Genomic DNA, 14,326 nt, shown 5'->3' with positions numbered 1-14,326 from the left:
GGTTGGGGTCGCGCCGCTGATCGAGGGGCTCGCCTTCAATGCGATGCTGGCCGACAAGGCCTTCGACAGCAACTGGATCATCGCCGAGATGAACGCACGCGGCGCGCTGATCTGCATCTCGCAGCGTCCACAGCGCCGCGCGCCGTTGATCATCGATCCCGAACTCTACAAGCGCCGCCACCTCATCGAGAACTTCTTCTGCAAACTCAAGGAGTTCAAGCGTATCGCCATGCGGTCCGAAAAGACCGATACATCCTTTGAGGCCATGATCTACGCTGTGGCAGCCCTGATCAACTCACGATGAATCTCAACAGACCCTAGGCCGGGGTCAGGGTTTCGGCGGCAGCGGCCGGGCGGGGTTTCCCACCACCGTCGCCCCCGGCGCCACGTCGCGCGTGACCACCGCGCCGGCGCCGACGATGGCGCCGTCGCCTATGGTCACGCCGGGCAGCACGATCGCGCCGCCGCCGATCCAGACATCGTCGCCGATGGTGACGGGCTTGCCCCATTCCAGCCCCTTGGCCCGGCTGTCGCGGTCGCGGGGCCGATCCTCGGTCAGCAATTGCACGGCGGTGCCGAACTGGCAGCGCGCGCCGATGCGGATTTCACAGATGTCCATGAAAAAGCAGCCGTAATTGACAAAGCAATCGGGGCCGAAATGGACATGCTTGCCGTAATCGACATGAAAGGGCGTGCGGATCACCGCGCCGTTCCAGGTGCCCAGCAACTGGGTCAGCGTGCGGGCGCGGGTCTTGTCGCCGACAATCGTGGCATTGTAGTCGCGCATCAAGCCCTGCGCGGCCTTGCGCATGGCCACCAGCTCGCCATCGCCGGGACGATAGGGCCGGCCGGCCAGCATGTCCTCATGCGCGGTCAAATGAAGCCAAGCTCCAGGCGCGCTTCCTCGGACATCATGTCCATGCCCCATTGCGGCTGGAAGGTCATCTCGACATCCACCTGCTTGACGCCCGGCAGCGGCTCGACGGCATCGGCGACCCAGCCCGGCATCTCGCCCGCCACCGGACAACCCGGCGCGGTCAGGGTCATGACGATGCGCACGGCGTTCTCGTCGCTGATGTCGATGGTATAGATCAAGCCAAGGTCATAGATATTGACCGGGATTTCGGGGTCGTAGACGGTCTTGCAGGCCTCGACCACGCTATCGTAAAGCGGATGATCCGTCGTCGAGGGCGCGATCAGCGGATCGCCTTCCTTCAGGTTTTCGGTGCTCATGCGGCCTGTCCTGTAGTTCTTGGCATGATATAGGACTTATGCCATCCGTGGTCCAGAGCCGCTTAGAAACGGAAATTCAGCCGCCGCGCCAGGCCGATGCTGATCGAAGGCTGGCTGCGCGTCTGCACCAGCGGCGAATCGCCCGCATCGCCCAGCAGGCGGCCATAGGTCAGCCGGCCCATCACCGCGGTGTCGGGCATGAATTCGTAACGTGCCTCGACGCTGAGCCGGGCGATATAGGCGCCGCCATCGGGGCTGTGGATCGCGCGGCCGGGCCGTTCTTCGCCCGCGCCGACGCCGAAATAGGTGCCGGTAAAGTCCTGGTCGCCCATGCCCAGTTCGGCCCCGGTCCAAAGCGTCAGCCGGTCGTCGACCTGGTAACGGTATTTCGCGCCCAGTTCGCCCACCACGCCGTGATGGCCGCCAAAGCCCTTGCGGATGGCGCCATAGCTGGTCATGTCGCCCATGCGCCAGGACAGCTTGACGCCGAACTCGCCGGCATAGCCGATGTCGTCCATGCCATAAAGGTCGGGATGGTCGCTGGCGTCGCGCTTGCCCAGATAGTTCAGCGAGGGCAGGATCGAGATCCCCTGCGCCTTGCCGGCATCGCTGTCGCCATTGCGCAGGATGATCCAGGGCGAGGAATCCAGATTGTCCGAACCCATGAATTCGGGGCTGTATTTCACGCCCAGCCCGGCATCGACCGACAGTTCGCGCCCGCCGCCCAGCGACTGCGCCACGGCCGGCGAGGTCAGGGCAGTGGCGGCGGCAAGCGCAAGCGCGGCAATCCGGGTCATCGGCGAATCCTCATCATATCGGGCGGCACCCTGCGTCGAAACCGCCCCGCGGGGCAAGCCGGTTCCGGCGGATTTTACGCAATAATCCGCGGCTGTTGCGGTCAAGCCCGCTCGGCCTTTTCCAACTGTTCCAGCGCCTCCATCCAAAGGCTTTCGGCCCGCAGCATGGCTTCGCTGGCCTCGGCATGCTTGCGGCCCCAGGTTTCGGCCTTTTGCGCGTCGTCATAGGTCGCGGGGTCGGACATGATGGTGTCCAGCTTTTCCAGCATGGCGGCCAGCTTTTCCACCCGCTCCTCGGCCCGCCTTGCCTCGGCTCGCAGTTCCAGAAGCTTGTCACGCGCCGGCCGCCTGGCCGCCGGTTTCGCGCCGGGCTTGCCGTCCAAGCCGGCGGCGGGCCGGGTTTCGGGTTTCTCGTCGCCGGCCAGCAGCATCTTGCGGTAATCGTCCAGATCGCCCTGCCAGGGCGAGACGCCGCCCTGATCGACCAGCCACAGCCGGTCCGCCACCAGGTTCAGCAGGTGCATGTCATGGCTGACCAGCACCACGGCGCCGGTATAGTCGTTCAGCGCCTCGGTCAGCGCCTCGCGGCTCTCGATGTCCAGGTGGTTGGTCGGCTCGTCCAGGATCAGCAGATGCGGCGCGTCGATGGTGGCCAGCAGCAGGGACAGCCGCGCCTTTTGCCCGCCGGAAAGCTGGCCGACGCGGGTTTCGGCCTGCGCCTCCATCAGGCCGAATCCGGCCAGCCGGGCGCGCAGCCGGGCCGGCGGCTCGTCGGGACGCAGCCGGCGGACATGGGCGATGGGCGTCTCGTCCAGGTCCAGTTCATCGACCTGGTGCTGGGCGAAATAGCCGATGCGCAGCTTGCCCGAGCGCGCGATCCGGCCCTCCATCGGCTCCAGCCGGCCGGCCAGCAGCTTGGACAGCGTGGACTTGCCCTGGCCGTTGCGGCCCAGAAGCGCGATCCGGTCGTCCTGGTCGATGCGCAGGTTCAGCCGGCGCAGCACCGCGCGCCCCTCATAGCCGACCGTGACCCCGTCCAGCGCGACGATGGGCGGCGACAACTGGTCGGGCTGGGGAAAGCCGAAGCGGTGGAACTTCGCCTCCTCGGGGGCGGTGATCGGCTCCATCCTGGCCAGCATCTTGATCCGGGCCTGTGCCTGCACGGCCTTGCTGGCCTTGGCCCGGAAACGGTCGACAAAGCTTTGCAGATGCGCGCGCCGCGCTTCCTGCTTCCTGGCCTCGGCGGCTTGCAGGGCGCGCTTTTCCGCCCGCGTCCGCGCGAAGGTGTCATAGCCGCCGGAATACAGCACCAGCCGGCGGTCCTCCAGGTGCAGGATATGGCCGACGGCGCGGTTCAGCAGGTCGCGGTCATGGCTGATGACGATGACGGTATGGGGATAGCGCGCCAGATAGCTTTCCAGCCACAGCGCCCCTTCCAGGTCCAGATAGTTGGTCGGCTCGTCCAGAAGCAGCAGGTCGGGTTGGGAAAACAGCACCCCCGCCAAAGCCACGCGCATCCGCCAGCCGCCCGAGTAATCGGCGGTCGGCCGCGCCTGGTCCTGGGTCGAAAATCCCAGGCCGCGCAGGATGGTGGCGGCGCGGGCCTCGGCCGACCAGGCGTCGATATCGGCCAGCCGGGTCTGGATCTCGGCGATGCGGGCGGGATCCGTGGCGCTTTCCGCCTCGGCCATCAGACCGGCGCGCTCGCCATCCGCCGCAAGCACCGTGTCCAGCACGCTGGTCGCGGTGCCCGGCGCCTCTTGCGCCACGCCGCCGATGCGGGCGCGCGGCGGCAGGGTGATGGCGCCGCCGTCCAGGCCCAACTCGCCGCGGATCAGCCGGAACAGCGTGGTCTTGCCGGCGCCGTTCGGGCCGACCAGCCCGACCTTGTGGCCGTCGGGAATGCTGGCCGAGGCATGTTCGAACAGCGGCCGGCCGGCGATGGAATAGGATATGTCGTCGATGCGTAGCATGCCCTCCGCATGGCGCAAGCCGCAGCGGGCGTCAATCCGCGCCGCGGCTTTTCAAGCGCAGCCGCCCATGCTAACCGGGCGCGGATTTCCGGGCCACCTGCGGCCGGAACAAGGAAAAGGACGACCCCATGGCCATCGAACGCACACTTTCGATCATCAAGCCCGACGCCACCAAGCGCAACCTGACCGGCAAGATCAACGCCAAGTTCGAGGATGCCGGCCTGCGCATCGTCGCGCAAAAGCGCATACAACTGACCTTGGCGCAAGCTGGCCAGTTCTATGCCGAACACAAGGAACGCCCCTTTTACGGCGAACTGACCGAATTCATGACCTCGGAGCCGGTGGTGGTGCAGGTGCTGGAGGGCGAGGGCGCCATCCTGAAGAACCGCGAAGTCATGGGCGCGACCAACCCCGCCAATGCCGACGAAGGCACCATCCGCAAGGAATTCGCCCTCTCGGTCGGCGAAAACTCGGTCCACGGCTCGGACAGCCCCGAGGCTGCGGCGCGCGAGATCGCCTTCTTCTTCTCGGGCCTTGAACTGGTCGGCTGAGCCCGGCTTCTTCGTTGCCCAAATACCCAAAGAAAAGGCCGCCCACCGAGGCGGCCTTTTCCTATTGTCGCTTCGCGCTCAATTCGAACCCGATGCCCACGGCAAAGCCCACGGTGCTTTCGTCGGCATAGCCGGCGCCGATGCCGAAATCGCGGCGGTCCACCTGCATCCGGCCGCGGGCCTCGGCCAGATCGCCCGCGACCGACAGATCGAAGGGCAGGGCGGCCTCGACCGTCTGGCCCGCGATGGTCAGCAGGCCCTGGGCCATATGCGGCTGGCCCTCCGCCTGGGGCGGCAGGATCTCGGCCTCGAATCGCGCGGTCGGATGGGCGGCGGCGTCCAGGAAATCCGGGCCCTTGGCCGTGTCGCCCACCGCGCCCAAGGTCAGTGAGGCGATGTCGACCTTGACCGTGACCCGGCCGCTGCGGCTTTGCGGGTCATAGTCGATATCGGCCTGCCATTGGCCGAACTCGCCCAGAACGGCATTGCCCGCCTGGCTGACCTCTATGTCCAGCGCGCCGCGTTCCACCGTCCAGCCAGAACCCGCCTGCGCCGCGGGTCCGGCGGCCGGCTGCGGTGTCGGCCGGGCCGCGGGGACCAGCGCCACGCCAAGCCAGATCGCCAGCCCCGCCAGGGCGGCCAGCACATGCGGCAGGATGCCGGGCCTGGGGGCGGGGGGCGGCTCGGGTGCGCGTTCGGGGTCGCCGGCCATGCGGATCATCGTGCCGTCGCGGTCGATGACCGCATGTTTCAGCGCGCCCAGGACATGCAGCGCCGCCAGCCCCGCCAGCACCCACCAGCCAAGATCGTGAAAGGCGGCAAAGCGTTCCGACAAGGCCGCATCCTCGGGCACCAGCGGCAGGCGCTGGCCAAAGGGCCACAGGATGTCGGAAAACCCGCCCGGCGCGGCCGAATGCAACAGCCAGCCCGACAGCGGCATGACCAGCATGCCGATCCACAGCGCCCAATGCACGGCCTCTGCGGCCAGGGTTTCCAGCCGCCGCCCGGGGTGCAGGGGACGCGGCCGGGGCTGGGTCAGCGTCCACAGGATGCGCAGCACCGCCAGCACCAGCGCCACCATGCCCACGGTCTTGTGGACGGAATAGGCGGTGAAGATCGCCCGCAGCTGCGCCTCGGTCCCTTCGGGCAGGCGGCCGGCATAAAGGCCGATGATGATCGCGGCCAGGATCAGGACCGCGACCGTCCAGTGAAAGAAGCGCGCGACCCGGCCATAGGCGCGCGCGGTGTTGCTGGCCCTCATCGTGTTTCCCCCATCGCTTCGCGCCAATGGCGCCGGCATAGCGAGACATAGGTTTCATTGCCGCCGATCTGGACCTGCGCGCCCTCGTGCAGCGCGCGGCCCTGTTCGTCCTGGCGCACGACCATGGTGGCCTTGCGGCCGCAATGGCAGATCGTGCGCACCTCGCGCAGGTCGTCGGCCAAGGCCAGCAGCGCCGCCGAGCCGGGAAACAGCCGGCCGCGGAAATCGACCCGCAACCCGTAGCACATCACCGGCTGGCCAAGGTCGTCGGCGACGCGGGCGAGCTGCCAGACCTGGTCCGCGGTCAGGAACTGCGCCTCGTCCACGAAGATGCAGGCGGCGCCGCGGCCCTCGGCCTGGATCAGCGCGAACAGATCAGCCGCCGGGGTAAAGCCTCGCGCCGCTTCGGCGATGCCGATGCGGCTGGCGATCCGGCCCGTGCCGGCGCGGTCGTCCAGCGCCGCGGTCAGCAGCAGCGTGGCCATGCCGCGTTCGCGATAGTTATAGGACGCTTGCAGCAAAAGCGTGCTCTTGCCGGCATTCATCGTGGAATAGTGAAAATACAGCTTGGCCATGGTCGCAGATAGCCGCGACGGCGGGCCGGGGGCAAGCCGCCGCGACGATGCGGCGGCCTGCCATGGGCTGGTTCAGCCGCGCTGCGCCGTTTTCGGCGTACGCGAGGGGCGCCGGGCCGGGCGTTTGCGCGCCGCGGCTGGGGCCGGGCGGCCGGCCGGGCCGCCGCGCTCGCGAATCTTTTCCGCCTCGAAAGGGGCATCGCCGCCGACGACGGCGATCTTCGCCTTCATCGCCTTTTCGATGGCGCGCAATTCGCCGATCTCGGCGGGGGCGCAGAAAGCGATGGCGCGTCCCTCGCGCCCGGCCCGCGCGGTGCGGCCGATGCGGTGGACATAGTTTTCCGGCACGTTCGGCAACTCGTAGTTATAGATATGCGCGACCTGCGGGATGTCGAGGCCCCGCGCCGCCACATCCGTCGCGACCAGCACCTTGGTCTCTCCGGCGCGGAAGCTGCTCAGCGCCCGCTCGCGCTGGCCCTGGCTTTTGTTGCCGTGGATGGCGGCGACCTTGAAGCCCCATTTGTCCAAGAGCTTGCAAAGCTTTTCCGAGCCGTGCTTGGTGCGGCCAAAGACGATGGCCAATTCGTCCACATGCTTGGACAGGTATTCCGCCAGCAGCGTCGCCTTGTCGCCCTGATTGACGAAATGCACGCCCTGGTCGATCTTTTCCGCCGCCTGGCCGGGCGGGTTCACCGCCACGCGCAGCGGATCGTTCAGATAGCTGTCGGCCAGTTCGGCCATCAGCTTGGGCATGGTGGCCGAAAACAGCAGCGTCTGGCGTTCGCGCGGCAGCATCTTGGCGATGCGGCGCAGCGCGTGGATAAAGCCGATGTCCAGCATCTGGTCGGCCTCGTCCAGGACCAGGTATCTGGTCTGCGACAGGTCCACGGCGCCGCGCTCGATCAGGTCGATCAGCCGGCCGGGCGTGGCGATCAGCACATCGACGCCCCGCTCCATCCGCGTGACCTGCACATTGATCGAGGCGCCGCCCACGACGCGGAACTGCCGGATCGGCGTGCCGACGGCGTAATTGTCGATATTCTCGGCGATCTGGGTCGCAAGTTCCCGCGTTGGCGCCAGGATCAGCGCCCGGCAGGTCCGGGGCTCGGGCTTGCGGCCGATGTTCAAAAGCCGGGTCAGCATCGGCAGGCCGAAGGCCGCCGTCTTGCCGGTGCCGGTCTGGGCAAGGCCCAGCAGGTCGCGGCCCTCGACGATGCCGGGGATGGATTTTTCCTGGATGGGCGAAGGGGTCTCGATCCCCAGGCCCGGCAGGTTGATGGCCACGCGCGCATCGATCCCCATGCGGGTAAAGGGGGTGTCGATCTCGGGGATGGCGCGGCGGATGAACTTTTCTTCCGGCTCGGCGCGCCCGTCGTTCCTGTGTCGGCGATGGTTGGTGGTGGGCTTGTTGCTGTCGCCGCGAAGGCGCGGCTTGCCGCCTTGCTGGGCGCGGGGGTTGCCCGAACGGTTCGGGCGGCTGGTTTCGTTCGTCATGTCGTCTTTCGGCCAGGTCGCCCGCGTATCGGCGCGCATGGCAGGGGCCGCGCATGTCGCGCGGCAGGTTGCGAGGGGCGGGCGTTTGATACGGTGATGCCCGCAGCCTCCCCGCGTGAATGGGAAACCGGAAAATCGGTGCCGACCTTGGCGCAAGGGCGCCGGCTGCTCACGCGGCAGCGGGCGGCAACTTGTCGCAAATGAGGGTTCGCGCGGCGAAAGTCAAGCGCGGTCGGCGGAATCCATCCAGATCGTCACCGGACCGTCATTGACCAGGGCGACCCGCATGTCGGCCCCGAAGCTGCCGGTTTCGACCGGCAGGCCCAGGTCGCGCAGCGCCTGCGCAAAGCGCAGATACAGCGCCTCGCCGCGCTCGGGCGCCTCGGCACTGGAAAATCCGGGGCGGTTGCCGGTGCTGGTGTCGGCGGCCAGGGTGAACTGGCTGACCACCAGCACCGCACCGCCGATGTCCTGGACCGAGCGGTTCATCTTGCCGGCTTCGTCGCGAAAGATGCGCAGCTTGGCCACGCGCGCGGCCAGTTTCGCCGCCGCGTCATCCGGGTCGCCCTTCATGGCGCAGACCAGCACCAGCAGGCCCGGCCCGATGCGGCCGATGCTGCGGCCCGCGACCGTGACCTGGGCCTCGGACACCCGCTGGACCAGGGCCCGCATGTCAGCCGCCCAGCATGATGCCCAGGACGACCAGCATCAGCCCCAGGACCGATGCGGCCAGCGCCGCCATGTTCACCGCCACCACCTTGCGCATGGTGGCGCGCATCTGGTCGTCGTCGGTGATCCGCGCCTTGGCCCGCGCCGCGGTGACGATGCACCATGCCAGCGCCACCAGCCCCGCCGCGGTCAGGGCGGTTCCGCCCCAGATCAGCCCGTCCCAGATCGTCATCTTGCGCCTCCGTCTGCCGCGGACGGCCTAGCGGCGATTGCACCCGGCCGCAAGACCGCCTAGACCGCGCGCAAACACAAAGGAGCGGGACATGCAGGACGATAACGCCTATGGCATCGCGGCCGGCGAGCTGCGCCAGTTCATCGAGCAATACGAGCAGCTTGAGGCGGAGAAAAAGGACGTGGCCGAGCAGCAGAAAGAGCTGATGGCCGAGGCCAAGGCGCGCGGCTATGACACCAAGGTCATGCGCAAGGTCATCGCGCTGCGCAAGCGCGACAAGGACGACATCGCCGAAGAAGAAGCCATCCTTGAAATGTACAAGGCCGCGCTGGGCATGGCCTGAGCCAAGGGCGCTGCCCGCCCCGCCGGGCGGTGCTTGCCTTGCGACATGGCGGACTCCGCGCCGCAAGGCCGGGCGGGGCCGGGTCAGGCGCGCCATGGGGCCAACTGGCCCCGTGCCGCTTCACAAATCTTAATCTTGCCGCGGAACGGGGGAAACACTGGCGGGCGAGATGTCCCCCGACACGTCAATTCGTCCGCCCCCGGCAGAAACGGACCCCGCCGCGCCTGAAACCAGCCGCTTGCGGTCCGTTCGGTCCTGCATGGCCCCGTTTATCGGCCTGGGTGCGGCGGCGCACCGGGGATGATCGGGATATGAGACGAAGCAGGTTTTTCGCAGCCGCCTTGGGCTGCGTTTTCATCGGTCCGGGCCTTGCCCTGTCCCAGGAAGGGGATGCGGAGCGGGCGGCGGTGCCGGTGCTGACCGTCTCGGCCTTGGCGCCGCAGACCGGGACCTGGCCGGTCGCCATCGCGGCAAGCGGGCGGCTGGCGGCGCGCGACGAGATCGTGGTCGCGGCCGAGGTCGGCGGCCAGCGGCTGAAGGCGCTTCATGCCGAAGCAGGCAGCCCCGTCCAGCGCGGCGCCCTGCTGGCCGAATTGAACGATGCAGACATCCGCAACGACATCGCCCGGCAAGAGGCCGTGCTGCTTTCCGCCCAGGCGGCGCTGGACCTTGCCCTGGCCAATGCCGAGCGCGGCCGCGGGCTAAGCGGGACGGGCGCGATCTCGCGCCAGCAGAAGCTGGAATATGACATAGCCGAGCGTCGCGCGCGCGCCGACCTGCAATCGGCGCAGGCGACGCTTGCGTCCAACCGGCTCGACCTGGAGCGGACCCGGATCGTGGCGCCGGACGACGCGGTCGTCCTGGATCGGGCGGCGGTCGAAGGGGCGGTCGTGCCGGCGGGGCAGGAGCTTTTCCGGCTGATCCGCGCCGGCCGCATCGACTGGCAGGCCGAACTGCCTGCCGCGCGGCTGGGGACGGTGCGACCGGGAACCGAGGCGGTGGTCGCGCTGCCCTCGGGGCCGGTCCAGGGCGAGGTGCGCCAGATCGAGCCGGCGGCCTCCGCGGCCGATGCGCGCGTCGTCGTCCATGTCGCGCTAAAGACGGATGCGATGCCCCCCGACCTGAAGGCCGGGCTGTTCGCCAACGGCACCTTTGTCACCGACCGCAGCCCGGCGCTGCACGTGCCGGCCGATGCCGTGCTGATGCGGGACGGATTTTCCTATGTCTATGTGCTGGCGGCCGACGGCACCGCCGAACGCCGCCGGGTCGAGACCGGCCGCCGGCTTGGCGACCGGATCGAGATCCTGTCGGGCCTGGATACCGGCGCGCGCGTCATCCAGGCCGGCGGGGCGTTCCTGTCGGACGGCGCCGCCGTGCGGGTCGTGGAAGAGGGGGCGGGGCAATGAATTTTTCCGCCTGGGCGATCCGCAACCCGGTGCCGCCGATCCTGCTGTTCGTGCTTTTGACCATGACCGGGCTGATGGGGTTCCAGCGGCTGGACGTGCAGAACTTTCCCGACATGGACCTGCCCACGATCCAGATCAGCGCCACGCTGGAGGGGGCCGCTGCGACGCAGCTTGAAACCGAGGTCGCCCGCCCGATCGAGGATGCGCTGACCGGGTTGGTGCTTCTGGACTCGGTGCGCTCGACCGTCCGCGACGGGTCGGTGGCGATCACCGTGGCCTTCCAGGTCGGCAAGGACCCGCAGCAGGCGCTGGACGAGGTGCGTAGCGCCGTCGATCAGGTGCGCCCCGACCTGCCGGCCGAAATGAACGCGCCGCGCGTCACCAAGCAGACCCTGAATCCGGCGCCGCTGGTGACGTTCACCGTCAGTTCCGACCGGCTGGACGAGGCGGAACTGTCCTGGTTCGTCGACAACCTGCTGTCGCGGGCGCTGATGGCGGTCGAGGGCGTGGGCGAGATCAGCCGCCTGGGCGGCATCGACCGCGAGATCCGGGTGGAACTGGACGCAGCCCGGCTGAACGGGCTGGGGCTGACCGCTGGCGACATCCAGGCGCGGCTGGCGGCGGTGCAGGCCGACCGCTCGGGCGGCGCGGTGCGCGTGGGGGACGGCAACCAGACGGTGCGCACCCTGGCCGCCGCCCGCTCGGTCGAGGAATTGCGCGCCCTGCCGGTGCCCCTGCCCAATGGCGGCTGGCTGCGGCTGGACGAGATCGCCCAGGTCAGCGACGGCCATGCCGAGCGGACCTCGCTGGCCTATCTGAACGGCCAGCCGGTGATCGCGGCGCAGGTCAAGCGGTCCAAGGGCTATTCCGACCTGGCCGTCACCCAGGCCGTGCGCGCGGCCATGGACGCGTTTGCCGCCCGCAACCCGCAGGTCGTCATCGCCGAAGCCTATGACACCGTGGCGCCGACGATCCAGAACTACGACGCCTCGATGACCATGCTTTACGAAGGCGCGATCATTGCCGTGGTGGTGGTGTTCCTGTTCCTGCGCGACTGGCGGGCGACCTTCCTGGCGGCCATTGCGCTGCCGCTGTCGATCATCCCGACCTTCCTGGTGATGGATTGGCTGGGCTATTCGCTGAACATGATCACGCTTCTGGCGCTGTCGCTGGTGGTCGGCATCCTGGTCGACGACGCCATTGTCGAGATCGAGAATATCGAACGCCACCTGCACATGGGCAAGCCGCCCCGCGCCGCGGCGATGGAGGCCGCCGACGAGATCGGGCTTGCCGTGATCGCCACCACCTTCACGCTGGTCGCGGTGTTCCTGCCCACGGCCTTCATGGCCGGGGTGCCGGGCATCGTGTTCCGGCAGTTCGGCGTCACCGCCTCGGTCGCGGTGCTGGCGTCGCTGCTGGTGGCGCGGCTGCTGACGCCGATGATGGCGGCCTATATGATGCGCACCACCGGCGCGCATGTGGAACGGCGCGACGGCGCGGTGATGCGCAGCTATCTGTCCCTGGTGCGCGGCGCCCTGCGGCGGCGCTGGATCGCGATGCTGGGGGGCGCGGGTTTCCTTGCCTTTACCCTGGCGCTGCTGGGCCAGCTTTCGACCTCGTTCTTTCCGGCATCGGACAGCAGCCAGATGCAGATCACCCTGACCGCGCCGCCGGGCGCCGCGCTTGCGACCACGGACGCGGCGGCGCGCGCCGCGGCCCAGGCCATCGCCGGGCGCGAACATGTGGTGTCGGTCTTCCAGGCCACCGGCGCCGCCTCGACCGGCGGCGCCGGGCCGGGCGGCGGGGGCAGCACCGAGGCGATCACCTCGGCCACGCTGGTGGTGAACCTGACCCCCATCGACGACCGCGACATCGGCCAGGCCGCGATCGAGGCCGATCTGCGCCGCGCGCTGGAGACGGTGCCGGGCGTGCGCATCGCGGTGGGCGGGGCCGACAATGGCACGCAGTTGCAACTGACGCTGGCCGGCGACGACCCGGCGGTTCTGGAACAGGCCGCCGCCCGGCTGGAGGACGAGGTGCGCGGCATCGAGGGCATCGGCAACGTCACCTCTTCCGCCGCCTTGCTCAGCCCGGAAATCACCATCACCCCGGACCTGCCTTTGGCCGCGTCGCTGGGGATCACAGCGCAGGCGATTTCGGACGCGGTGCGGCTGGCCACCGCCGGCGGCTATGAGGCGAGCCTGGCCAAGCTGGACCTGCCCGAACGCCAGGTGCCGATCCGGGTGATGCTGGCCGAGGAAAACCGCCGCTCGCTGGAAGCGCTGTCGCTGATCCCGGTGGCGGGGCGGGCGGGCAATGTCTCGCTGGGCACGGTGGCCGATATCGCCTTCGGCGCAGCGGCGGGAGAGATCGGGCGGCTCGACCGCTCGCGCAACGTCGCGATCACGGTCGAACTGAACGGCCGCAACCTGTCCGAGGTGATGGGCGCGGTCGAGCAGTTGCCCGCCTATCTCCACCTTCCCGAGGGCGTGCGCTTCGTCAAGCAGGGCGACCTGAAGCGCCAGGGCGAGCTGTTTGCAAGCTTTGCCACCGCCATGGCCATCGGCATCTTCTGCATCTATGCGGTGCTGGTGCTGCTGTTCCACGACTTCCTGCAACCGCTGACCATCCTGATGGCGCTGCCGCTGTCGCTGGGCGGCGCGATCCTGCCGCTGGTGGTGCTGGACATGGGCTTTTCCATGCCGGCGGTGATCGGGCTTTTGCTGCTGATGGGGATCGTCAGCAAGAACTCGATCCTGCTGGTCGAATATGCCATCGAGGCGCGGCGGCGCGGCATGCCGCGTTTCGAGGCGCTGGTCGATGCCTGCCACAAGCGCGCCCGCCCCATCGTGATGACCACCATCGCCATGGCCAGCGGCATGGCGCCCGCGGCGCTAAGCCTGGTGCCGGGCGATTCCAGCTTTCGCCAGCCGATGGGGGTGGTGGTGATCGGCGGGCTGATCGCCTCGACCTTGCTGAGCCTGGTGGTGATCCCGGTGGTCTATACCTTCGTCGACGACTTCCTGGGCCTGTTGCGCAAGCTGCGGCCGGCCGGCGCGGCGCCGACCGCGCCCGAAACGGTCGAGCCGGCCCGGCCCCAGGCCGTTGCCGACATATCGGCGCCCGAACGCAAGATCGCCTGAACCCCATGCCCCGCCGCGGTCAGCGGCGGGGCTTCACAATTCTTAAAGCGCATCGCGAAGCGGCGAAACACGGCCCGGCTAGACCTGTCCCATCGCGGCCGGGATGGCCGCATCGGAAAAAAGGAGACATGCGAATGGAACACGTCACGGGAAGATCGCGGCGCCGGACCTATCTGTGGGGCGGGCTGGCGGCCCTGCTGATCCTGGCGGCGCTGGCCACGGCGGCGGCAGTGCGCGCCGACGGCTTTCGCGGCCACGGCATGGGCGGGGCGTTCCGCGGGATGATGCTGGAACGGGCGCTGAAATCGGTCGAGGCCAGCGACGACCAGCGCCAGCAGATCTGGACGATCCTGGACGCCGCCCGCGCCGAGATCCGCCCCATGGCCAGCGCCCTGGACGACCGGCGCGGCCGGCTGGCCGATCTGATGGCGGCCCCCGAACTCGACCGCGCCGCGGTCGAGGCGCTGCGCCAAGAGGTGATGGCCACGGCCGACGCCGCCTCGCTGCGCGCCAGCCAGGCGCTGCTGGACGCGGCCGAGGTGCTGACCCCCGAACAGCGCGCCGCCCTGGTCGCAAAACGCCGCGATATGGGGCGCGAGATGGGCCGGGGCTTCGGGCCGGGCCAGTTCTGACCGACGGTCCTTGACGC

At 68.8% G+C, this 14,326-nt stretch carries 15 protein-coding genes; 6 read left to right on the top strand and 9 right to left on the bottom strand.

The annotated features are described in order from the left end of the window. Positions 1–304 (top strand): transposase (locus F3H32_RS14865; RefSeq protein ID WP_149766516.1); only part of this gene is annotated, 304 nt, incomplete at its 5' end. Between the two features lie 24 nt (positions 305–328). On the opposite strand, the gene F3H32_RS14860 is transcribed toward F3H32_RS14865, so the two are convergent. From F3H32_RS14860 to F3H32_RS14845, 4 genes are all read right to left on the bottom strand, one after another. Then, positions 329–877: a sugar O-acetyltransferase gene (locus F3H32_RS14860; RefSeq protein WP_115756279.1), complete on the bottom strand. Its 549-nt coding sequence runs from the start codon at positions 875–877 to the stop codon at positions 329–331. Further along, positions 874–1,233, bottom strand: a complete 360-nt coding sequence (locus F3H32_RS14855; RefSeq protein WP_115756278.1) for an SUF system Fe-S cluster assembly protein — start codon at positions 1,231–1,233, stop codon at positions 874–876. The genes F3H32_RS14860 and F3H32_RS14855 overlap by 4 nt, the downstream gene beginning before the upstream one ends. Positions 1,234–1,295: 62 nt before the next feature. Then, positions 1,296–2,030 carry a MipA/OmpV family protein gene (locus tag F3H32_RS14850; protein ID WP_149766515.1) on the bottom strand — a complete coding sequence of 245 codons (735 nt, stop codon included), beginning with the start codon at positions 2,028–2,030 and terminating at the stop codon, positions 1,296–1,298. A 101-nt stretch (positions 2,031–2,131) separates the two neighbouring features. Next, positions 2,132–4,003, bottom strand: coding sequence for an ABC-F family ATP-binding cassette domain-containing protein (locus F3H32_RS14845; protein WP_149766514.1), 1,872 nt, complete (start codon positions 4,001–4,003; stop codon positions 2,132–2,134). Positions 4,004–4,131: 128 nt separating this feature from the next. Between F3H32_RS14845 and ndk the strand changes: the two genes are divergently transcribed. Continuing rightward, positions 4,132–4,554, top strand: coding sequence for a nucleoside-diphosphate kinase (gene ndk, locus F3H32_RS14840; RefSeq protein WP_149766513.1), 423 nt, complete (start codon positions 4,132–4,134; stop codon positions 4,552–4,554). Positions 4,555–4,615: 61 nt separating this feature from the next. On the opposite strand, the gene F3H32_RS14835 is transcribed toward ndk, so the two are convergent. The 5 genes from F3H32_RS14835 to F3H32_RS14815 all read right to left on the bottom strand — a co-directional run bounded on the left by F3H32_RS14835 (position 4,616) and on the right by F3H32_RS14815 (position 8,785). Continuing rightward, positions 4,616–5,815 carry a cytochrome b/b6 domain-containing protein gene (locus tag F3H32_RS14835; protein ID WP_149766512.1) on the bottom strand — a complete coding sequence of 400 codons (1,200 nt, stop codon included), beginning with the start codon at positions 5,813–5,815 and terminating at the stop codon, positions 4,616–4,618. Next, entirely contained in the window at positions 5,812–6,390 is a 579-nt protein-coding gene (locus tag F3H32_RS14830) for a thymidine kinase (protein ID WP_149766511.1), read from the bottom strand. The genes F3H32_RS14835 and F3H32_RS14830 overlap by 4 nt, the downstream gene beginning before the upstream one ends. Positions 6,391–6,462: 72 nt before the next feature. Beyond that, positions 6,463–7,884, bottom strand: coding sequence for a DEAD/DEAH box helicase (locus F3H32_RS14825; RefSeq protein WP_223191479.1), 1,422 nt, complete (start codon positions 7,882–7,884; stop codon positions 6,463–6,465). Positions 7,885–8,106: 222 nt separating this feature from the next. Continuing rightward, the gene (gene dtd, locus F3H32_RS14820; RefSeq protein WP_149766509.1) at positions 8,107–8,556 is read right to left on the bottom strand and encodes a D-aminoacyl-tRNA deacylase; all 450 of its coding nucleotides are present in this window, start codon (positions 8,554–8,556) and stop codon (positions 8,107–8,109) included. Between the two features lies 1 nt (position 8,557). Further along, positions 8,558–8,785, bottom strand: coding sequence for a hypothetical protein (locus tag F3H32_RS14815; RefSeq protein ID WP_149766508.1), 228 nt, complete (start codon positions 8,783–8,785; stop codon positions 8,558–8,560). Between the two features lie 91 nt (positions 8,786–8,876). Between F3H32_RS14815 and F3H32_RS14810 the strand changes: the two genes are divergently transcribed. The 4 genes from F3H32_RS14810 to F3H32_RS14795 all read left to right on the top strand — a co-directional run bounded on the left by F3H32_RS14810 (position 8,877) and on the right by F3H32_RS14795 (position 14,309). Further along, a complete protein-coding gene (locus F3H32_RS14810; RefSeq protein WP_074967754.1) occupies positions 8,877–9,128 on the top strand; it encodes a DUF2312 domain-containing protein in 252 nt (83 codons plus the stop codon). A 311-nt stretch (positions 9,129–9,439) separates the two neighbouring features. Next, positions 9,440–10,534 carry an efflux RND transporter periplasmic adaptor subunit gene (locus F3H32_RS14805; RefSeq protein ID WP_149766507.1) on the top strand — a complete coding sequence of 365 codons (1,095 nt, stop codon included), beginning with the start codon at positions 9,440–9,442 and terminating at the stop codon, positions 10,532–10,534. Then, positions 10,531–13,677 carry an efflux RND transporter permease subunit gene (locus tag F3H32_RS14800; RefSeq protein WP_149766506.1) on the top strand — a complete coding sequence of 1,049 codons (3,147 nt, stop codon included), beginning with the start codon at positions 10,531–10,533 and terminating at the stop codon, positions 13,675–13,677. The genes F3H32_RS14805 and F3H32_RS14800 overlap by 4 nt, the downstream gene beginning before the upstream one ends. A gap of 134 nt (positions 13,678–13,811) precedes the next feature. Further along, positions 13,812–14,309 (top strand): Spy/CpxP family protein refolding chaperone, encoded by a 498-nt coding sequence (locus F3H32_RS14795; RefSeq protein WP_188128675.1) that lies wholly within the window; start codon positions 13,812–13,814, stop codon positions 14,307–14,309. Positions 14,310–14,326: the final 17 nt, after the last annotated feature.

The organism is Paracoccus thiocyanatus, assembly GCF_900156255.1.
Classification (GTDB): Bacteria; Pseudomonadota; Alphaproteobacteria; order Rhodobacterales; family Rhodobacteraceae; genus Paracoccus; species Paracoccus thiocyanatus.
This window is presented reverse-complemented; position numbering and strand designations above follow the sequence as displayed.